Raw genomic sequence first — 19,179 nt, forward strand, 5'->3', positions numbered from 1 at the left:
ACGGGGGTGTACGGTCAGGTGCCGCGTGCCGCCAACCGGCGGGCACGCACTTCCATCACGAGGTAGCTCACCGTCGCGATGGCCAGGGGCAGCAGGTAGTACAGCACCCGGTAGCCGATCAGCGCGGCAAGGATCTGGCCCTGCGGCAGGCGATGCGAGAGCAGCGCGACGAACACCGCCTCGAGCACGCCCAGACCCGCCGGCACATGGGTGATGACGCCCGCGACCGCACCGACCAGCAGCACCGCCACCACTTCCGGATACGGCACCGTTCGTTGCAGCAGCAGCCACACCACGCCGCCCATCAGGCACCAGTTGGTGCACGACATGAGCATCTGCAGCAGCGCCATCCGAAGGGGCGGCGGCTGGAAGGCGTGGCCGCGGATGTGCCAGGTCTTGTCGCTCGCCAACGCGCACAGGGCGAGATAGCCCGCGGCCAGCACCAGCAGCACGGCACCGAGCAAGCGCAGTCCGCCGTTGTCGATCTTCCAGTCGGCCGGCAACTCGAGCGGCCAGAAGCAGAAGGCGGTACCGGCGACGACCAGGTAGCCGAACCAGTTGGTGAGCATGCTGAAGCCGAGCACGCGCGTGATGGTCGGGTTGTCCAGCCCCAGCCGCGAATAGAGCCGGTAGCGGAAGGCGACGCCGCCGACCAGCGAGCCGAGGTTGAGGTTGAAGGCGTAGCTCACGAAGGTCACGCCCATCACCGTGCTGATGCCGAGCGGGTGGCCGGTGATGCGGCGGCCCAGCAGGTCGAAGGTGCTGTACAGCAGAAAGCTCGCCGCCGCCAGGCCGGCCGCCATGGCGAGCGTGGTGGCCGGCAGCTTCGAGAACGCGTCGAGCACGTCGTCCCAGTCGATGCCGCGCGCCTGCTTCACCAGCAGCCACGCGATCAGCGCAAAGAACACCCAGGTACCGATGCGCTTGACCCACGGCCACCAAGGCCGCTGGGTGGGCGACGTCGCGGCCGGCGTCGCGTCGTTGGCGGCAGCGACCGGGGCCGCCGCCATCACGCCGCCGTTTCGGTGTGCGTCGCGCCGGCCGGAGGCGTCGGCGCCGGGTCGAGCGGCTTGAGTCGCGGCGCATGACGCGGCAACCAGCCGGTGAGCGACGGGTACCAGCGCAACACGTGGAAGATCAGAAAGCTGCGCACCAGCCGCCAGCCGCTCCACTCGGTGAGGTCTTCCACCTGGATCTGCTTGCAGCTGTGGGCCATCAGGTGTTCGAGCCGTTCCGCCAGCACCTGGTTGAAGGCGCGGTCGCGCACGATCACGTTGGCCTCGAGGTTGAGCGACAGGCTCAGCGGGTCGAGGTTGCTCGACCCCACCGTGCTCCACTGGTCGTCCATCAGCGCGACCTTGCCATGCAACGGGCGCTCGCAGTACTCGTAGACGCGCACCCCCGCATTCAGCAGGTGGTGGTAGAGCAGGCTGGCCGCCGTCTTGACGATCGGCATGTCGGGCTCGCCCTGCAGGATCAGGCGCACGTCGACGCCGCGGCGGGCGGCGCGCCGCATCTCCTTGATGAGCCGGTAGCCGGGGAAGAAGTAGGCGTTGGCGATCACGATGCGATCACGCGCGGTGCGAATGGCCGCGCGGTAGTGGCGCTCGATGTCGTTGGTGTGGCGCCGGTTGTCACGCGTGACCAGCTGCACCTCGGCGTCGCCGACCGGTGCGTTGAGCTCTTCGTGGCGGGCGGCTTTCAGGCGCCGACGGAACCAGCCCGAGCCCTTGCCGCCGACGGCGATCGCATGCAGCACGAAGCGGTGGATCTCGGTCACGACCGGACCGCGCAGTTCCACGGCGTAGTCCTGCTTGGCCTTCGGTCCGAAGTCCATCAGGTGGTCGGCCGAGTAGTTGATGCCGCCGACGAAGGCGCGCTGCCCGTCGACGACCACGATCTTGCGGTGCATGCGGCGGAACACGTTGAGGCGCTGGCCGAAGAACTGCCGGCCCGGGTCGAACACGCGCACCTTCACGCCCACGGACGTGAGCCCGCCGATGAATTCGGGCGACAGGTCGGGCGAGCCGAAGCCGTCGATCATCAGGTCGACCTTCACGCCGCGCTGCGCCGCCGAGCGCAGCGCCGCATGCAGGCCTTGACCGACCTTGTCGTCGAACAGGATGAAGGTCTCGACGATCACCTCGCGCTGCGCATCGCGGATCGCCTCGAAGACACGCGGGAAGAACTGCTCCCCGTTCTCGAGCAGCTCGATCGCGTTGCCCTTGAGCCAGCGACGCCCGTTCACAGCTCGATCTCCGCCACCAGCGGCGCATGGTCGGACAGATGTGACCAGGGCTTGCGCGGCAGCACGATCGGCGAGTGCACGCCGGCATTGCGCACATAGATGCGGTCCAGCGGCAGCAGCGGGAAGCGCGCCGGAAAGGTCTTGGCCGCCGCGCCGTTGGCATGCACGAAGACTTCGCGCAGGCTCGCGCCTTCGGCCAGGATGTCGTGCGCCCGGCCGCGCCAGTCGTTGAAGTCACCGGCGACCACCAGCGGCGCATCCGCCGGCACCTCGTCGCGCACGATGTGGCAGAGCAGTTCGAGCTGCTGCTGACGGTGCGATTCGGCCAGGCCGAGGTGCGCGCAGATCACATGCACCTCGCCCACACGCCCCGGCACGCGCAGCGCGCAATGCAGCAGGCCGCGCTTCTCGGGCCCGGCGATCGACACATCGTGGTTCGTGAAGCTCGAGATCGGAAATTTCGAGAGCACCGCATTGCCATGGTGCCCCTTCGGATAGACCGCATTGCGCCCGTAGGCGAACTGCGGCCACATGGTGTCGGCCAGGAATTCGTAATGCGGCGCCTCAGGCCAGTTGTCGTGCTTGCGGGCGTGGCGGGCATGTGTGCCCTGCACCTCTTGCAGGAAGACCACGTCGGCACCGACCGTCCGCACCGCCTCGCGCAGCTCCGGCAGGATGAACTTGCGGTTGAGCGCCGTGAATCCCTTGTGGGTGTTCACGGTCATGACCTTGAGCGACACGGGGGTTCGCTGATCGGATGGCGGGGTGACGTCGCTCACAGCGGCAGGGTGAAAAAGAACATGCCTCGTTTGTAGGCGGGCGCCCTCTTTCCGGCTGTAGGACGCTCCAGCGTCTTCGCCGGCCCGCTGCCGCGTCCTACAGGCCCACGCCCCGACGCCCCACAGCGTCGCCCATCCCCGGCTTCTACGGTGAACTTCAACAGCACGAAGAAGCTGTCGATGCCCACCCTTTTCACCACCCTCCCAAGGAAGACAACCATGACCAAGACCCTCACCCCTGCCATCGCCTTCGCCGCTCTGCTCGGCGCAGGCGCTGCCTTCGCCCAGACGCCCGCGCCGGTGATGCCGCCGTCGACCGCCGGCCAGGCCAGCACCGAGTCGCGTGCCGGTGTGCCCAACCCCACCCAGCGTCCCGATGGCAGCATGCCTGCCTCGCGCGATGCCGTGAAGTCCGAAGCCCGCGCGAACAACCGCAACCCGGCCAACACGACGACGCCCGGCGGTGAGGCGAGCACGCGCACGAACAACCAGCCCAACGCCACGCCGCAGGTGATGAGCGGCACGACGCGCGCCGAAGTGCGCCAGGACGCCATCAAGCCCACGCCGCAGTTCGGCCAGAAGGGCGAGCGCCCGGACGTGCCGACGAATCCGAAGAACTCGACCGGCACGCCCAAGTAAGCACGACACGCCCATGAAAAAGCCCGCGGCATCGCTGCCGCGGGCTTTTTTTGTGGGCGCCACCGGCCCGCAGGCCGGCGTGTCGATCAACCCTTCGCGGGCGCAGGACGATGGCCGTGCGGGCCTTGGTGCGGGCCGTGCTCGCCATGGGCGCCGCGCGGGCCGAAGCGCATGCCTTCCACGTCGAAGGTCTTCTGCTGCGCCGGGGTGAGCGCGGCGTAGAAGGTCCGCGTCGCGTCGGCACGCTGTGCGAAGCGTGCGGCGCGTTCGCTCTGGCGAGCCTGCATGCGGTCCAGACGTTGCGGCGTGGTCATCTTCTCGAACTCGGCGCGCATGGCGGTGCGGTCCGGGCGTTGCGCCGGTGGTGCCGGCGGCTGGATGGCACTGGTGAACGACGACCAGGCGCTTTCCTGCGAAGCCTCGATCTTCAGCTTGGCCTTGAGTTCGGCCAGGTGCTTGGCGCGGCGTTCCTGCATGCGCTCGAAGCCCTTGCCGTCACGCGGCTTGTGGGCGCGCTGGTCGGCCTGGGCCGGCGAGGCGGCCTGCGTGATGGCCGTCGGCACATTGGAAGGCGGCGGCGTCTGGGCCGATGCGGCGAAGGTGGCCGAGGCCAGCAGGCTGGCCCACAGGATGCGTTGACGTGCGGAGATCATGAGAGCGTTTCCTTTCAGAGTGAGGACGCTGGCCTGCCGCGGGATCGTTCATCGAGGCTGCGGTGCCGGGGTCCTGCCTGTGGCCTTTCGGCAGCAGGTGAAGGGAAGTGTGCAATCGGGATGTTTCGCCGGCTTGCCGCTGCGGTCAACCGTCGGTGAGCGGGCGTAAAGATCCGTGAACGGCGATCCGACGCCGCGCCCGCCCTCAGCCCGGCATCGCGATGCGCGCGAGCGCGTCGCGGAGGGCGGCCGGGTCGGTGGGCCGCACCAGCCGCTCGACCTCCTGCCCATCGCGAAGGAAGACCAGCGTGGGCCACAGTTTGACCCGGAAGCTCCGACCCAGCGGCCGGCCGCTGCCGTCTTCGACCTTCATGTGGCGCACCGCGGGTTGCGCGGCGAAAGCGGCATCGACCAGCGGCTGCGCCGCCTGGCAATGGCCGCACCAGTTGGTGCCGAACTCGACCACGGCGGGGCCGCGCCACCGGTCGATGTCGGCGCGGGTCTCGGTTTCGGGGGTGTAGGGGGTGCTCATTCGCGGTCCTTTTCTGCCGCGATGGTGGCATGCGCGGCGCGATCACGTCGTCGGCCAAGGCCTGAACGCCGTGGCGGCGCGGTCATTCGAGCGCGGTCATTTCCCACGACACGTTCTGCCAGGCCACGCCGAAGCGCTCGTCGGCGGACGCGGTCGTCTTGCGGCGCAAGGCATCGAGCGCCCATTCCGCCCCGGCCTGCACGCTGTCGATCAGCGGCACCGGCACCTGCGACGCGATGTCGGCCGCCATGCCGGCCAGCCCGGCGCCGCCGAGGATCACGGCCTGCGCCTTGAAGCGCTCGGCCGCCTGGCAGCAGGCGTCGGCCAGCAGCTGGCGCGCGCCGGCCGGGTCGGCCATCAGCTGCGCACCGGTCGGTGCGACCGTGTGGATGCCCGCCAGCGTCTGCGTGTGGCCCAGCGCGCCGGCCAGGCGCGACAGCATCGGGCGCCAGCGCTCGCCGCCGGTCACGATGGCGAAGCGGCCATGCCACGCGGCCGCCGAGAAGGCCGCCTCGGCCAGCCCGCCCACCGGCACGCCGGCGCCTTCGCGCAGCGCGAACAGGCCCGGGTCGCCGAAGCAGCCGATCAGCACCGCGTCGGGCTTGCAGCCGTCCTTGGCGACGGTGGCCGCCCAGGCATCAAGCACCGAATGATTCGCCACCGCGTAGGTGGCTTCGGACGAGATGTACGGCGCGCCGAAGCGGGCCGTGACGCTCTGCACATCCATCGCTTCGGCGACCGCCTTCTGCACATGCTGCTGCAGCAGGGCGGTGACGGTCGTCGACGTGTTCGGGTTGATGACGAGCAGGCGCGGCAAAAGGACTCCTCAGCGACGACGGGTCGCGCGGCGGCGCAGCAGCGAGGCCGCGCCGAGCGCGATCCCCATCACGCCCAGCGAAACGATGGTGGTGACCGTGCCCAGCGCGTAGATCGACGGCGTGGTCACGGTGGAGGTGAGGCCCTGCAGCTCGAGTGGCAGCGTGTTGACGTCGCCGATGGCCTGCGAGGTGCGGGCGATCTCGTCCCAGCTCAGCGTGAAGCCGAACATGCCGATGCCGACGATCGACGGGCCGATCAGCGGCAGCACCACGTGGCGGAAGGTCTGCCAGGGCGTGGCGCCGAGGTCGCGTGCCGCTTCCTCGTAGGCGGGATTGAAGCGGTTGAACACGGCGAACATGATGAGCAGGCCGAAAGGCAGCGTCCACGTCAGGTGCGCGCCGAGCGCCGAGGTGAACAAGCCGAGCGCGGTGCCGTAGGTCTCGAGCGCGCTGGTCGCATCGATCGCGGTCAGCGCTTCCTTGATGCCGGTGTCGAGCAGCCGGAACTGCAGGCCGATGCCCAGCGAGATGATGATCGACGGCATGATCAGGCTGGCCACCGTGACGAAGAAGAGCAGGTTGCTGCCCGCCAGCTTCTTGCGGAAGGCCAGGCCTGCCAGCACCGACAGCACGACGGTGAAGGCCATCACCACCGCGCCCAGCGCCAGCGAGCGACGGAAGGCCGCCCCGATGTCGACCGTGCCCAGGCCCTCGGCCAGCTTGTAGAACCAGTGCAGCGACACGCCGCGCAGCGGGAAGGTGAGGCCGCCTTCGGGGCCCTGAAAGCTCAGCACGAAGATCGTGATCATCGGGCCGTAGAGGAACAGCACGAAGAGCGCGAACACAATGGCTAGAGGCCAGAAGCCGGCCGCGCGTTTTTCGCCGATGCGGTTGCTCATGTCAGAGCTCCTTCCGAATGTCGACGAGCCGCGTCAGGCCCCAGATGATCATCAGCACCACCGCCAGCAGAATCATCGCGTTGGCCGCCGCCAGCGGGAACTGCAGGTAGGACGTCTGTACCTGGATGATCTTGCCGATGGACGCGATCTGCTGGCCGCCCATCACGCCGATGGTGACGAAGTCGCCCATGACGATGGTGATGACGAAGATCGAGCCGATCAGGATGCCCGTGCGCGACAGCGGGACGATCACGTTCCACAGCGTCTGCCAGCCGGTAGCGCCCGAGTCGTTGGCGGCTTCGAGCAGCGAACGGTCGATACGCATCATCGAGTTGAAGATCGGCACGATCATGAACATCGTGTAGAGGTGCACGAAGGCGAGCACCACCGAGAAATCGGAGAACAGCAGCCACTCGACCGGCTCGTTCACCAGGCCGATGCCCATCAACCCCTGGTTGACCAGCCCGTTGCGGCCGAGCAGCGGCACCCACGAGATCATGCGGATGACGTTGGACGTCCAGAAGGGCACGGTGCACAGCACGAAGAGCACCGTCTGCATGGTCGACGAGCGCACGTGGAAGGCCAGGAAGTACGCGACCGAAAAACCGATGAGCAGTGTGATGCACCACACCAGCAGGCAGAACTTGAGCGTGCTGATGTAGGTGCTGAGCGTGACGCAGAAATCGCCGTTGTCGGTGAGCTGAGAGCAGCCTTCGAACAGGCTCAGGTAGTTGCGCAGCGTGACGGCCGGGATCAGCTCGTACTCGTTGAAATTCCACAGGCTGACCATCGCGATCAGCGCCAGCGGAATCAGGAAGAACAGCAGGAACACCAGCGCGAACGGCGCCGCCTGCCACCACGCCTTGACGGCATGGACAGACGGGCTGGGCGCGTGCGCGCTGGTGGTGGGGGCGCTCACAGGGTCAGGCCGCGATCATGCCGCGACAAACTCGTTCCACTTGCGGACCATGTACTCGTTCTCGTCCATCACCGCGTTCCAGCAGGCGATGCCGCCCATGCGCGCTTCGTAGCTGCCGCCATCGCGCACCGAACCGGTCTTGGCCAGCACGTCGCCGTTCGGGCTCTTGATGTCCTGCGACGCGGCCTTGCCTTCCATCCAGTAGGCCCACTCGTAGCCTTCCATCTTGGCCTTGGCGGTGTCGAGCACGGCGCTGTAGTAGCCCTGGCGGTTGAGGTAGGCACCGGCCCAGCCGTCGAGGAACCAGTTGATGAATTCATAGGCACCGTCGAGCTTCTTGCCGCTCAGCGTGGCCGGCAGGCCAAAGCCGGCGGCCCAGGCCCGATACCCTTCCTTCAACGGCTGGAAGGTGCAGGCGATGCCCTTGGTGCGCACGGCGGTCACGGCCGGCGACCACATCGACTGGATCACCACTTCGCCGCTTGCCATCAGGTTGACCGACTCGTTGAAGTCCTTCCACAGCGCGCGGAACTGGCCGGCCTTCTTGGCCTCGATCAGGGTCTTGATCGTGAGGTCGATCTCGGCCTTGCTCATGTTGCCCTTGTCCTTGTACTTGTGGATGCCCTTGGCCTCCACCACCATCGCCGCGTCCATGATGCCGATCGACGGGATGTTCAGGATCGCGGCCTTGCCCTTGAATTCGGGGTTGAGCAGCTCGGCCCACGAGGAGATCGGGCGCTTGATCAGGTCGGGGCGAATGCCCAGCGTGTCGGCGTTGTAGACCGTCGGGATGAGCGACATGTACTGCGTGGGCGTGGTCGAGAACTTCTTGCTCTTCTCACCCTCGAGGTAGATCACCTTCTTGGGTGCCGTGCCCTGGTCGCCCACGGCCTTGCCGGCCACCATGCCCTGCGTGAACAGCGGCGTGATCTTGTCGGCGTTCTTGATCTTCTTGGTGTCGATGCCCTTCAGGTTGCCGGTCGGCACGATCTTCTTGAGCGAGAAGAACTCGGTGTCGATCAGGTCGAAGCTGTTGGGTGCGGTGACGGCGCGCTTGGTCACGTCGTCGGTGGTCACGGCCACGTACTGGATCTCGATGCCGGTGTCGGCCTTGAACTTCTCGGCGATCGCCTTGTCCTGGTTCACCGCGGTGCCGAGGTAGCGCAGCACGATCTTCTCCTGCGCGTGGACGAAGGGCGCCATGCCGCTGGCCAGGATGCCGGCCAGGCCGGCGCTGCCCTGGATGAGGGTGCGGCGCTGCAGGCCGCTGCTGGACGTGTCGATGGGTTCGGACATGGAAGGTCTCCGGTTGCTGGTTTGAGAAGAAGGGCAGGCCGGGCGGGCTCAGGCCACGAAGGCGGCGATGGCCGCGGTGTCGTCGCGCTCGGCCGGGGCCGCAGCGGCAGGGTCCGCCGGACGCTGGGCACCGGGGCCGAGCACGCGCGCATCGGCCTCGGCCCAGGTCAGCCGCACCGCGTCGCCCGACGCATAGGGCCGCGCCAGGAAGGCGGCTTCGCCGAGCAGCACCGAGACCGTCTGGCGTTCCTTGGCCACACCATCGAGGGCCAGGCCGAGCAGCACGTAGGTGCCCTGGTATTCGACGTCGGTCACGTGCGCGTCAAGGCCTGGGCCGGCGCCGCCGGTGTCCGCATCGGCGGCAGGTGCGATCTGCATGTGGTCGTTGCGCACGGCGATCGGGCCGGCCGGCGTGTCGAGCACGTTGTGGCCGCCCATGAAGCGCGCGACGAACTCGCTGGCCGGATGGTTGTAGACCTCGTGCGGCGAGCCGACCTGTTCGATCAGGCCATGGTTCATGACGACCATGGTGTCGGCCAGCGCCATCGCTTCTTCCTGCGAGTGCGTGACGTGAATGAAGGTCAGGCCCAGTTCCTTCTGCCAGCGACGCAGCTCGGCGCGCATCTGGATGCGGAGGAATGGGTCGAGCGCCGACAGCGGCTCGTCGAGCAACAGCACGCGCGGTTCGGTGATGAGGGCCCGCGCCAGTGCCACGCGCTGCTGCTGGCCGCCGGAGAGTTCGCCGGGCTTGCGCTCGGCCAGGTGGCCCATGGCCACCCGCTCGAGCAGGTCGCCGGCGCGCTTCTGGCGCTCGGCCTTGCCAACGCCCTTCATCTTCAGGCTGAAGGCCACGTTGTCGAGGGCCGAGAGGTGCGGGAACAACGCAAAGCTCTGGAACATCATGGCCGTGCCGCGCGCTGCGGCGGGCAGGTCGGTGATGTTGCGGTTGTCGAGCAGGATGTCGCCGCTGCTGACCGATTCGTGGCCCGCGATCATGCGCAGCGTGGTGCTCTTGCCGCAGCCCGAGGGGCCGAGCAGGCAGCAGTAGCTGCCGCTGGCGATGCGCAGGTCGATCTGGTCGACCGCGGCGGGCGTTCCGGCCGCGTAGCGCTTGGTCAGCGCGATCACTTCGACGGCGGCGGGAGGCGGTGTGGCAACGTCCATGCACGCACTTTCGCAAGACATGTGCCAATGGTGGGTGCACCAATTCCGTGCGCAAGCCTCCGGTCATCTCGGGTCGTTACCATCTGTGTCCTTTCACACGCGGTCGACTCCTGGCATTTGCAAGACTGCCGCACAGCGCACACCATGGACCTTCAAGCGATGATCGGCCTCGGCCTGCTGACGCTCGTGCTCGGGACCATCGCCATCATGGGGACGCACCCCGAGAACCGCGTGCCGTATGCGTTCCACATCACGCTGGTCACCAGCCTTGCCTACATCGTCTCGCGGCTGACGTGAGCGTTCAGCGGCAGCCGCCGCGCTCAGGACGGCGCCGCGAACCGCGCCGCAGCCACTCCCCGCAGCAGCGCCTCGCGCTGCGCCCGGCTGATGCCGCGGACGCCTTCGGCCACACGCTTGAAGCGCGCTGCATCGATGCTGCCCGTCGCCTGCCATTGCGACAGCTCGGCCGAGGGCTTGTGCAACATCGCCGCCATCCAGGCCGCCTGCGCCGGCTCCAGCGTGCGGGCGCTGCGGCCGAAGTAACGCCTGGCGGCCGCTTCGGCGCCACACAGGGTGCCGCCCCAGGGCGCGTTGTCGAGGTACAGCTGCAGGATGCGCGCCTTGCCCAGCGTCTGCTCCATCTCGACCGCGTACAGCATCTCGCGCAGCTTGCGCTCGCCGCTGCGTTCCGAGCCGGTGATGGCCAGCTTGGCCAGTTGCTGCGTCAGCGTGCTGCCGCCGCGTTCCACGCCGCCGCTCTTCTGGTTGGCCGCCAGCGCGGCGCCGAGTTCCTCCAGGTCATAGCCCGGGTGCTGGAAGAAGCGCTGGTCTTCGGCGGAGATGACCGCCCGCGCGAGCCAGCTGTCGGCGGTCAGCTTCGCGGACGGTCCGCAGCTGCTGCGCGCACCGAGCAGCGCCTCGGAGCCCAGGCCTTCGACGGTGAAGGCCGCGATGCGTGGCCGCAGCGCGACCGCGCCTTCGGGCAGGCCGAGTTCCGCATGCAGGCCGAGCGTGCCGCCGATGCGCGCCTGCTTCAGCTCGGGCAGCGACGGCGCGATGACCCGGTACCAGCGGGCGATCGGTGCGTCGTCGGCGTCGAAGGCCAGCTGCAAGCCCTTCTGCGACAGGCGCCCGTCCCAGCGGCCCGCGAGCGGCGGCTCGGCGTCGCCGGCCGGCGTGGCGTCGAAGCGGCCGTTGAGCAGGTGGCCGTCGCGCCGCACGGTGGCGCTCAACTGCGCGACGCGGATCGGCTGCGCGCCCAGCGCGGGCACGTCGACGACGCAGGGGCCACAGCGCAGCGCCAGGCTCTGCGTCGCCTCGTCCCAGTCGAAATGCAGGGTGCCGTGGGCGGTGGCGATCGAATGGCCGGCAAGGTGCGGTGCGAACCAGGGCGACGTCGCCAGCCGGACCGTCGTCGGCACGCCGACCGTGAGGCGCAGCACGGGCGGCCCCACCTCGGCGGCCCACTCGCCGGTGGACGGCGCCAGCACCAGTTTCACGATCAGCGCGAGCGCGATGCCGGTGGTCACCACCAGGGCCAGCAGGCTCAACAACAACAGGCGCAATGCTCTTTTCACGGCGAATGACTCACAGATCTCCCATCGAACGTGCCACGGTCACGGCCTGCCACGGGCCTTGGGATTGCCCGGCCGCGGCGGCCCAGTACCAGGCTGAAGTGTCGGTGAAAGCGCGGCCCTTGGCGTCGACGATGCGCTCGCACACGCGCAGGGTTTCTCCGCGCTTGCGTGTCGCCGAGAAGCAGCGCCACAACCTCGCCTGTTCATCGTTCTCCAGCCGGACCTGCGCCACACGGTAGCCCAGCGCGCGGTAGCAGTCGGCTGCGGGGTGGAGCATGCGTGTCGGCGCTGCGACATGGCGCAGCACGAAGACGCCTTGCCCGTCGGTCATGCGCGCGATGGCGCCCGGGAAGCGTTGTGCGAAGCGATGTTCGACCTCGCTGAGCGCCAGCGGCCGCAGCGGCGCACCGTCCCAGGTCGACGGCCATTCGTGGAAGGCCTGCGCCGGCAACGACGTCGGGGCTTGCCACGCCTGCGCCACCGACGCGACTGCGCACACCGCCATCGCGACGCCGAACAGCGCCTTGTGCGCGATGCGGTGGACGAAGCGGTTGGCCAGCCAGCGTTCGAGCCAAGGCATCGACAGCCCGGCCTGCGAGGCCGACGCGTCGGCCGGCGTGGCTCGCCCCATCGCCCGTGCGATGCCGGCACACACCACCGCCAGCACGAGCAAGCCCAGCGCATCGTGCACCCCCGGCGCCGGGGCCTGGCCCGCGCCTTCCAGCGCCACCAGCACGCTGTTGCGCACCACATTGCCGGCCAGCACCAGCAGCCCGACGACCGGCAGGCGCGCCGCAAAGCTGCGGTCGCTGCGGCGTGCCCACAGCGCCACCGCGCAGGCGGTGAAGTAACCCAGCCACACCATCTGCACGCCGGAGCAGGGCGCGTCGACGATGACGAGCCGCCCTTCGACCCACAGCGTGCTGCCTTCGCGCGACACCTCGAAGCCGGGCATCAGCAGCCAGCGGCTGGCCTCCGCGGTCAGCACGCGCAGCGGATAGCCCGCATAGAACTGCAGCGACGACAACAGCGGCAACGCCAGCACGGCCAGGCCCGCCACGGGCAACGCTGCCACACGGCGCGGCAGGAAGGCCAGCAGGCCGCAGGCCCAGGCCAACACCGCGACGAGCCCGGACAGCAAGGGCGGCAGTGCGCCATGCAGTGCCGTGGCCGCCAGCGTGCCGAGCGATGCCAGCAGCAGCCAGCCCAGCCGCGGCGCCGCGCGCAGCTCGCCGCGCAGCGACGCGACCAGCGCCACGAGCGCGGCGATGGCCAGCAGGCCCAGCGGGTCGTCCGACCCGTCTCCGACCCGGCGAGCCATCCAGGTCCAGGTGGGCCACAGGGCAACGGTCTGCAGGGCCAGCCAGGCGGCAGCGGGGACGCGGTCGAGGCGGATGCCGCCGTCGATGACGCGCGGGTGGGCGGAAGCGATGGTGGCGAGGTTCATGTCGAGGACTCCCGATCGCGCTCAGGCGGTGAAGCGACGCACGTTCTGCCGACGCGCCCGGCGGCGCAGCATGGCCAGCATCGACAGCACCACGGCCACCGCACCGAGCATCTCGGGTTCGGGCGTACTCGGCACTTCTGCGCCCAATGCCTGCCCGACGGCCAGTTCGCTCACGCCCTTGGGCAGTGGCAAGGGCTGGTCGACGCTCGTCGCGTTCTGCGGTGCGACATTGCGCACCACCTTGTCGACCGCGATGAAGCTGGTGTACTGCGTCAGCAGGCTGTACTTCAGGCCGAGTTCGGTGATGGCCTTCGCGAAGCTGTCGCCGCCTTCCAATGCCTCCTGATCGCTCAGCGCGGCGATGCGATGGCGTGCCCACAGTGCGCGCAACGCGGCGGCGTTCTGCGGCGTGCGGCCATCGATGGCGATCTCCTCGCGGTACGGGCCGCTCGCGCTCTGGCCTTCGATCACGACGCGGCCCTGGGCCAATCCCTCCGAGTTCGGGCGCCACTTGCCGAACACGATCACCGGGCGCTCGCCCAGCACGTCGGGCAGCACGGTCGGCTCGACGTCGTACACGTCGAGGCCGCCGAAGGTCGCACGCACGTCGGTCAGCACCGGCGACTCGACCATGCGGCGGAAGCGCGCGGCCTGCTCGGGCGCCTGGATCGGGTCGGTGATGATGAAGGGCTCGCCCATGCCGGCACGGGCCAGGCCTTCCATCAGGTGGCGGTTGACCGAGGAGCCGATGCCGAAGGCGAACAGGTTGGCCTTCGACAGGTTCTTGCGCACCAGCTCGAAGGCCTCGCGCTCGACCGTGACGTAGCCGTCGGTCACCACCACCACCGTGCGCGACAGGTTGGGTGCCTTGGGTTCGGCGTAGACGCGCTTCAACGCCGGGATCAGCTCGGTGCTGCCACCGCCGCTGTAGTTCTGGATCGTCGCCAGCGCCTGGTCGATGTTGGCGCGCGTGGCCGGCACCGACTGCGGCGACAGCATCTTGTTGCTGCCCGAGAACAGCAGCACGTTGAAGGTGTCGCTCGGGCGAAGCCCGCCGATCAGGCGCTCCAGCACGGTCTTCGCGGTGTCCAGCGGAAAGCCGTGCATCGAGCCCGAGATGTCGACCACGAAGATGTAGTCCCGCGGCGAAATGGCGCTGGCCGCCACCGACTTCGGCGGTTCGACCATTGCGAGGAAGAAGTTTTCTGCCCCCTCGCCCTGGCCTTTGTAGAGCATCAGGCCCGATTCGATCTTCTCGCCGGCCAGGCGGTAGTCGAGCACGAAGTCGCGGTTGGCCGCGGGCTCCGGCGTGGGCGTGAGGGCGACGCTCGCATGGCGGTCCTCGTCGCTCTTCTTCACGTCGATCGCATGGGTGGCCGAGCGCACTTCCTTCAGGCCCATCGGCGTGTCGAGGGCGACCTTCAGCTGGAAACCGGCGTTGGACGGGACGCCGGCCCGCAGCACCGGCTGCGCCACCCACTTCGCGTCGCGCTGCGCCGACTGCGGGCTGTTGTAGCGCGGCCCGACCACCGTCGGAAACACGAACTGGTAGTTGCCGGCATTCGGCACCAGCAGCTCGGTGTAGCGCAGCTCGACCTTCACCTCGTCGTTCGGCAGGATGTTCGCGACGTTCATCTGGAACACGTTGGGCAGGTGCTGCTCGAGCAGCGCGGCGGTCTTGCCTTCCTTCTTGGCCGTGTCGTACTCGATGCGCGCCTGCTGCTTCTCGCGGATCTGCGCCGTGATCAGCCGGTCGGCCAGCCGCACGTTGAGCCCGCCGACAGCCGCCTTGGTGGAGCCCGGAAACACGTACTTCGCCTCGATGGCGCGCTGGCCCTCGTTGCGGTAGGTCTGGGTCACCGTCACGTCGGCGATGACGCCGGAGATCTTCACGTCGACCGCGGTGTTCTTCAGCGGCAGCGCATCGACGCCGGGCGCGTCGCTCTTCACGAAGAAGTACGGGCTCTCGGTCTTCAGGCGCGGGCCCGTGGCCTCCTGCGCATGGAGCGGCCTCGCGGTGAGGGCCATGAAGGCGGTGGTGGCCAAGGCCAGAGTGCCGGCCCAGAGCCATCGGCTCCAGCAGCCCGGCTGCGCGGTGGTGTGTTGCATGGCGTTCGTCCTTTTGTTCCCGTTGCCCCGCGAGATGCGGAGGGCACGGAAGGACTGTCGAAGCGCCACGCGAAGCCGATGAGAAGGGAGTTCGCGCTGTGTGAAGTCTGTGTGAAGTCGGCGTGCGCAAAGCCGTCGCTCGACTTCATCGGGCCTTCGAACGGGCCCGCGAGCATCGGGGCTTCGCCACACGGCCCACACCCTCCAGGGACCACAACAATGCTTCAGACGCTTCGCAACTCCATCGTCATCAAGGTGCTCGGCCTCATCTTGCTCACCTTGCTGCTGTGCATACCGCTCGAGCGCATCGACGCGCTCAACCGCGAGCGTGGCGAGAGCCAGCGCGAAGCCGCGGCCGAACTGGCCAGCACCTACACCGGTGCGCAGACCGTGATCGGCCCGGTGCTCGCGGTGCCCTATGTCGAGCGCTGGATGGAGACGCAGCGCAACAGCAAGGGCGAAGTCACCGGTGTCGAGCAGCGCAGCGAGGAAGGCGTGCACCTGGTGTTCCCCGACACGCTGAACATCGACGGGTCGCTCGCGCCGCAACACCGCTACCGCGGCATCTTCCGCATTCCCTTCTACACGCTCGACGCGACGCTCAACGGTGGCTTCGCGGCCTTCGACCCGGCCACGGTGGCGCGCAGCGTGAGCGGCTCGAAACTGGAGTTCCGCACGCCCTATGTCGTGTTCAACCTGAGCGACCTGCGCGGGCTCGACGGTTCGCCTGCGCTCACTGTCGGCGGCGCGACGCTGCGCTTCGCCCAGCGCATCCCGGGCCTGTCGGAACAGGCCTTCGGCAGCGGCATCCATGCGCCGCTCGAAGGCGCGGCGCTGGCCACCTGGCTGGCCGGCAAGCCGATGCCCTTCGACATGAAGCTGGCCTTGGTCGGGCAGGAGACGCTGTCGATCGCGCCCATCGCCGACGAGACCACCGCGCACTTGCAGTCGCCCTGGGCGCATCCCAGTTTCGGCGGCCGCTTTCTCGCGTCGGAGCGTCGTGTCGATGCCCAGGGCTTCGATGCACGCTGGCGCGTCTCGTCGCTGGTGACGTCGGCGCGCGACCAGGTACGTGCGGGGTTGCTCGATCCTGCTGCCACGGCCTCGGCGTCCGCCAGCGCGGCGACACGGGTCGATGCCGTGCGGCCGGCTTCCACCCGCCGTCAGGCCGCGGCCGATGGCCCGCTGCAGACCTTCGACGTGTCGCTGGCCCAGCCGCTCAACGTGTATTCGATGTCCACGCGTGCCGGCAAGTACGGCGCGCTCTTCATCGCGCTGGTGCTGATGGCCGCCTTCATGTTCGAGCTGTTCCGCACGCTGCGCCTGCACCCGGTGCAGTACGGCCTGGTGGGCCTGTCGATCGCGCTCTTCTTCCTGCTGCTGCTCGCGCTGTCGGAGAAGATGGCCTTCGGCGCGGCCTATGCGACGGCCGCGGGGGCCAGCGTGGCGCTGCTGGGTGTGTACTTCAGCGCGGTGCTCGGCGGATGGCGACGCGGCCTGTCGTTCGCGGCTTTCGTCGCCGTGCTGTACGGTGCGCTCTACGGCCTGCTCGCTTCGGAGAGCAATGCGCTGCTGCTGGGCGCGCTGCTGGTCTTCGGCATGCTGGCCGTGCTGATGCTCGCCACGCGCAAGGTCGACTGGTATGCGCTCTCGACCTCGTCGACGCCCGTTGCGGAACCGATGCCCGCCATGATGGCTCCTACCCCCTCGAACGTCCGCTGATCCCCTATGTCCTCCTTCCCTCGCTTTTCTCGACTCTCGCCACGTGCGCGCCGCATCGTGCGCATCGGCCTTCTCTCGGGCACCGCCCTGGCCGCCGTGCTGCTGTGCGCCGGCGGCGTGGCCGTGGCGGTGATCTCCGCCCGCCTGCCCGACGTGTCGGCCCTGTCGGACTACCGCCCCAAGCTGCCGCTGCGCGTCTACACCGCCGACGGCGCGCTGATCGGGGAATTCGGCGAGGAGCGACGCCAGCTCGTGCCGATCGACCAAGTGCCCAAGGTGCTCAAGGACGCGGTGCTGGCCGTCGAAGACACGCGCTTCTACGAGCACGGCGGCGTCGACGCGAAGGGCATCGCACGCGCCATGCTGTCGAACCTGCAGCACGGCACGCGGCAGGGCGCGTCGACCATCACGCAGCAGGTGGCGCGCAACGTGTACCTGAGCTCGGAGCAGACCTACTCGCGCAAGCTGTACGAGGCCTTGCTGGCGCTGCGGCTGGAAAGCCGGCTGACGAAGGACCAAATCCTCGAGATCTACATGAACCAGATCTACCTGGGCAATCGGTCGTACGGCTTCGCAGCCGCGTCGGAGGCGTATTTCGGCAAGCCGCTGAAGGACCTCAGCATCGCCGAGGCCGCGATGCTCGCGGGACTGCCGAAGGCCCCGCGCACCGGCAACCCGGTGAGCAACCCGCGGCGTGCCCGCGCACGTCAGCTGCACGTGATCGAGCGCATGCGCGAGACCGGCGCCATCACCGTCGCGCAAGCCGACGAAGCGAAGGCCGAAGCCCTGCACCTGCGCGATCCCGCCGACCCGAAGCAACTGCATGCGGAGCACGTCGCCGAGACGGTGCGCCAGACGATGGTGGCGCAATACGGCGAGAGTGCCTACACGCGCGGCTTCAAGGTCTACACCTCGCTGATCGCGACCGACCAGGCGGCAGCCTACCGCGCGCTGCGGCGCGGCATCATGGACTACGAACAACGCCAGCCCTACCGCGGTCCGGAACGCTTCGTGAGCCTGCCCGACGACGCTGCGGCGCTCGACGAGGCGGTCGACGATGTGCTGGCCGATCTGCCGGACAACGGCGACCTGATGTCCGCCGTGGTGCTGTCGGCCACGCCGCGCGAGGTCGTGGTGGTGCGTGGCGACGGCGATCCGATCACGATCGCCGGTGCCGGCCTCCAGATCGCGCGCGTCGCGCTGTCCGACAAGGCCGCCCCGAACGTGAAGCTGCGGCGCGGCGCAGTGATCCGCATCGTGAAGGGTGCCCGCGACAGCTGGACGATCACGCAGCTGCCCGAGGTCGAAGGTGCCTTCGTCGCGCTCGACCCGCGCGATGGCGCGGTCCGCGCATTGGTGGGCGGTTTCGATTTCGGGAAGAACAAGTTCAACCACGTGACGCAGGCCTGGCGGCAGCCGGGCTCCAGCTTCAAGCCCTTCATCTATTCCGCCGCGCTGGAGAAGGGCTTCACGCCCGCCACCGTCGTGGACGACGCGCCGCTCTTCTTCGACGCCGCCACCACCGGCAGCCAGCCGTGGGAACCGAAGAACTACGACGGCACCTTCGAAGGCCCGATGAGCCTGCGCAGCGCGCTGATGGCGTCGAAGAACATGGTCTCGGTCCGGGTGCTGCAATCCATCGGGGCGCCATATGCGCAAGACTGGATCACGCACTTCGGCTTCGACCGCGACAAGCACCCGGCGGTTCTGCCGATGGCGCTCGGCGCGGGTTCGGTCACGCCGATGCAGATGGCATCCGCCTATGCCGTGTTCGCCAACGGCGGCTTCCGGGTGAGCCCGCAGCTCATCACCCGCGTGACCGACCACCGCGACCAGGTGCTGACCGAGTACGCCGCGCCGGCGCTCGACGACAGCATGCGCGCCATCCCGGCCCGCAATGCCTTCGTGATGAACACGCTGCTCAACAGCGTGATGAAGGGCGGCACCGGCACCAAGGCCTGGCAGGCGTTGAAGCGCGACGACCTCTATGGCAAGACCGGCACCACCAACGATTCGCTCGACACCTGGTTCGCCGGCTTCCAGCCGACGATGGTCGGCATCGCCTGGATCGGCTACGACACGCCGCGCCGCCTGGGCGTGCGCGGCGAAACCGGCGGCAGCCTCAGCCTGCCGGTGTGGACCGACTTCATGCGCACGGCCCTGCAGGGCGTGCCGGTGACCGCGCCGACAGCGCCCGAGGGCGTGGTGCAGGTGGAAGGCACCTGGTACTTCGACGACTATGCGCCGGGGCGCGGCATCGCGTCGCTGGGCCTGGAGAACGGCGAGATGCCCGCTGCTGAAGGGCTGGCCGCACCGGCTATCGGAACGATGCCGACCGTCGAAGAGCGCAAGAGCATCCTCGACATGTTCCGTTGAG

Annotated in this window: 17 protein-coding genes; 4 read left to right on the forward strand and 13 right to left on the reverse strand. The window is 68.7% G+C overall.

Features of this window, described 5'->3' with window-relative positions:
* Window positions 1–14: 14 nt before the first annotated feature.
* From ACSFA2_RS18085 to ACSFA2_RS18095, 3 genes are read right to left on the reverse strand one after another with little or no spacing between them, the layout of a single operon-like run.
* Window positions 15–1,010 carry a lysylphosphatidylglycerol synthase domain-containing protein gene (locus ACSFA2_RS18085; RefSeq protein ID WP_435456700.1) on the reverse strand — a complete coding sequence of 332 codons (996 nt, stop codon included), beginning with the start codon at window positions 1,008–1,010 and terminating at the stop codon, window positions 15–17.
* Window positions 1,010–2,248: a cardiolipin synthase ClsB gene (clsB, locus tag ACSFA2_RS18090; protein WP_435456701.1), complete on the reverse strand. Its 1,239-nt coding sequence runs from the start codon at window positions 2,246–2,248 to the stop codon at window positions 1,010–1,012. Before clsB ends, ACSFA2_RS18085 begins: the two co-directional genes overlap by 1 nt.
* The gene (locus ACSFA2_RS18095; protein WP_435456768.1) at window positions 2,245–2,973 is read right to left on the reverse strand and encodes an endonuclease/exonuclease/phosphatase family protein; all 729 of its coding nucleotides are present in this window, start codon (window positions 2,971–2,973) and stop codon (window positions 2,245–2,247) included. The genes clsB and ACSFA2_RS18095 overlap by 4 nt, the downstream gene beginning before the upstream one ends.
* 273 nt (window positions 2,974–3,246) lie before the next feature.
* Between ACSFA2_RS18095 and ACSFA2_RS18100 the strand changes: the two genes are divergently transcribed.
* Window positions 3,247–3,666: a serine/threonine protein kinase gene (locus ACSFA2_RS18100; protein ID WP_435456702.1), complete on the forward strand. Its 420-nt coding sequence runs from the start codon at window positions 3,247–3,249 to the stop codon at window positions 3,664–3,666.
* Between the two features lie 86 nt (window positions 3,667–3,752).
* Here the strand turns inward: ACSFA2_RS18100 and ACSFA2_RS18105 are convergent, their stop codons facing one another.
* From ACSFA2_RS18105 to ACSFA2_RS18135, 7 genes are all read right to left on the reverse strand, one after another.
* Complete coding sequence (locus ACSFA2_RS18105) at window positions 3,753–4,319, reverse strand: Spy/CpxP family protein refolding chaperone (protein WP_435456703.1); 567 nt, start codon at window positions 4,317–4,319, stop codon at window positions 3,753–3,755.
* A gap of 205 nt (window positions 4,320–4,524) precedes the next feature.
* The gene (locus tag ACSFA2_RS18110; RefSeq protein WP_435456704.1) at window positions 4,525–4,851 is read right to left on the reverse strand and encodes a thioredoxin family protein; all 327 of its coding nucleotides are present in this window, start codon (window positions 4,849–4,851) and stop codon (window positions 4,525–4,527) included.
* 82 nt (window positions 4,852–4,933) lie between these two features.
* Complete coding sequence (locus tag ACSFA2_RS18115; protein ID WP_435456705.1) at window positions 4,934–5,668, reverse strand: aspartate/glutamate racemase family protein; 735 nt, start codon at window positions 5,666–5,668, stop codon at window positions 4,934–4,936.
* 9 nt (window positions 5,669–5,677) lie between these two features.
* Entirely contained in the window at window positions 5,678–6,568 is an 891-nt protein-coding gene (locus ACSFA2_RS18120) for an ABC transporter permease (protein WP_435456706.1), read from the reverse strand.
* Window position 6,569: 1 nt separating this feature from the next.
* Complete coding sequence (locus ACSFA2_RS18125; RefSeq protein ID WP_435456707.1) at window positions 6,570–7,487, reverse strand: ABC transporter permease; 918 nt, start codon at window positions 7,485–7,487, stop codon at window positions 6,570–6,572.
* Between the two features lie 15 nt (window positions 7,488–7,502).
* Complete coding sequence (locus tag ACSFA2_RS18130) at window positions 7,503–8,783, reverse strand: ABC transporter substrate-binding protein (protein ID WP_435456708.1); 1,281 nt, start codon at window positions 8,781–8,783, stop codon at window positions 7,503–7,505.
* Between the two features lie 48 nt (window positions 8,784–8,831).
* Window positions 8,832–9,947, reverse strand: a complete 1,116-nt coding sequence (locus tag ACSFA2_RS18135) for an ABC transporter ATP-binding protein (protein WP_435456709.1) — start codon at window positions 9,945–9,947, stop codon at window positions 8,832–8,834.
* Between the two features lie 144 nt (window positions 9,948–10,091).
* On the opposite strand from ACSFA2_RS18135, the gene ACSFA2_RS18140 reads away from it, so the two are divergent.
* The gene (locus tag ACSFA2_RS18140) at window positions 10,092–10,244 is read left to right on the forward strand and encodes a hypothetical protein (RefSeq protein ID WP_435456710.1); all 153 of its coding nucleotides are present in this window, start codon (window positions 10,092–10,094) and stop codon (window positions 10,242–10,244) included.
* A gap of 23 nt (window positions 10,245–10,267) precedes the next feature.
* Here the strand turns inward: ACSFA2_RS18140 and ACSFA2_RS18145 are convergent, their stop codons facing one another.
* Genes ACSFA2_RS18145 through ACSFA2_RS18155 form a run of 3 tightly spaced genes read right to left on the reverse strand, consistent with a single transcriptional unit; the run spans window position 10,268 to window position 15,080 of the window.
* On the reverse strand, window positions 10,268–11,524 hold the full coding sequence (locus ACSFA2_RS18145) for a biosynthetic peptidoglycan transglycosylase (RefSeq protein WP_435456711.1): 1,257 nt from the start codon (window positions 11,522–11,524) through the stop codon (window positions 10,268–10,270).
* A 10-nt stretch (window positions 11,525–11,534) separates the two neighbouring features.
* Entirely contained in the window at window positions 11,535–12,971 is a 1,437-nt protein-coding gene (gene xrtQ / locus ACSFA2_RS18150) for an exosortase Q (protein WP_435456712.1), read from the reverse strand.
* Window positions 12,972–12,992: 21 nt separating this feature from the next.
* On the reverse strand, window positions 12,993–15,080 hold the full coding sequence (locus tag ACSFA2_RS18155; protein WP_435456713.1) for a VIT and vWA domain-containing protein: 2,088 nt from the start codon (window positions 15,078–15,080) through the stop codon (window positions 12,993–12,995).
* Window positions 15,081–15,299: 219 nt separating this feature from the next.
* Here ACSFA2_RS18155 and creD point away from each other — a divergent pair, with 219 nt between their 5' ends.
* Entirely contained in the window at window positions 15,300–16,802 is a 1,503-nt protein-coding gene (gene creD / locus ACSFA2_RS18160) for a cell envelope integrity protein CreD (RefSeq protein ID WP_435456714.1), read from the forward strand.
* A 6-nt stretch (window positions 16,803–16,808) separates the two neighbouring features.
* On the forward strand, window positions 16,809–19,178 hold the full coding sequence (locus ACSFA2_RS18165; RefSeq protein WP_435456715.1) for a penicillin-binding protein 1A: 2,370 nt from the start codon (window positions 16,809–16,811) through the stop codon (window positions 19,176–19,178).
* The last annotated feature ends 1 nt before the right edge of the window (window position 19,179 follow it).

The organism is Variovorax cryoconiti, assembly GCF_051216395.1.
Lineage (GTDB): Bacteria > Pseudomonadota > Gammaproteobacteria > Burkholderiales > Burkholderiaceae_C > Variovorax.

What these genes read in the sequence shown, in the direction of transcription:
- creD (WP_435456714.1), top strand. Translation starts at nt 15,300, where the DNA reads ATGCTTCAGACGCTTCGCAACTCCATCGTCATCAAGGTGCTCGGCCTC.
- ACSFA2_RS18165 (WP_435456715.1), top strand. Translation starts at nt 16,809, where the DNA reads ATGTCCTCCTTCCCTCGCTTTTCTCGACTCTCGCCACGTGCGCGCCGC.
- ACSFA2_RS18105 (WP_435456703.1), bottom strand. Translation starts at nt 4,319, where the DNA reads ATGATCTCCGCACGTCAACGCATCCTGTGGGCCAGCCTGCTGGCCTCG.
- ACSFA2_RS18155 (WP_435456713.1), bottom strand. Translation starts at nt 15,080, where the DNA reads ATGCAACACACCACCGCGCAGCCGGGCTGCTGGAGCCGATGGCTCTGG.
- ACSFA2_RS18130 (WP_435456708.1), bottom strand. Translation starts at nt 8,783, where the DNA reads ATGTCCGAACCCATCGACACGTCCAGCAGCGGCCTGCAGCGCCGCACC.
- ACSFA2_RS18095 (WP_435456768.1), bottom strand. Translation starts at nt 2,973, where the DNA reads ATGACCGTGAACACCCACAAGGGATTCACGGCGCTCAACCGCAAGTTC.
- ACSFA2_RS18085 (WP_435456700.1), bottom strand. Translation starts at nt 1,010, where the DNA reads ATGGCGGCGGCCCCGGTCGCTGCCGCCAACGACGCGACGCCGGCCGCG.
- ACSFA2_RS18110 (WP_435456704.1), bottom strand. Translation starts at nt 4,851, where the DNA reads ATGAGCACCCCCTACACCCCCGAAACCGAGACCCGCGCCGACATCGAC.
- xrtQ (WP_435456712.1), bottom strand. Translation starts at nt 12,971, where the DNA reads ATGAACCTCGCCACCATCGCTTCCGCCCACCCGCGCGTCATCGACGGC.
- ACSFA2_RS18100 (WP_435456702.1), top strand. Translation starts at nt 3,247, where the DNA reads ATGACCAAGACCCTCACCCCTGCCATCGCCTTCGCCGCTCTGCTCGGC.
- ACSFA2_RS18120 (WP_435456706.1), bottom strand. Translation starts at nt 6,568, where the DNA reads ATGAGCAACCGCATCGGCGAAAAACGCGCGGCCGGCTTCTGGCCTCTA.
- ACSFA2_RS18140 (WP_435456710.1), top strand. Translation starts at nt 10,092, where the DNA reads ATGGACCTTCAAGCGATGATCGGCCTCGGCCTGCTGACGCTCGTGCTC.
- ACSFA2_RS18135 (WP_435456709.1), bottom strand. Translation starts at nt 9,947, where the DNA reads ATGGACGTTGCCACACCGCCTCCCGCCGCCGTCGAAGTGATCGCGCTG.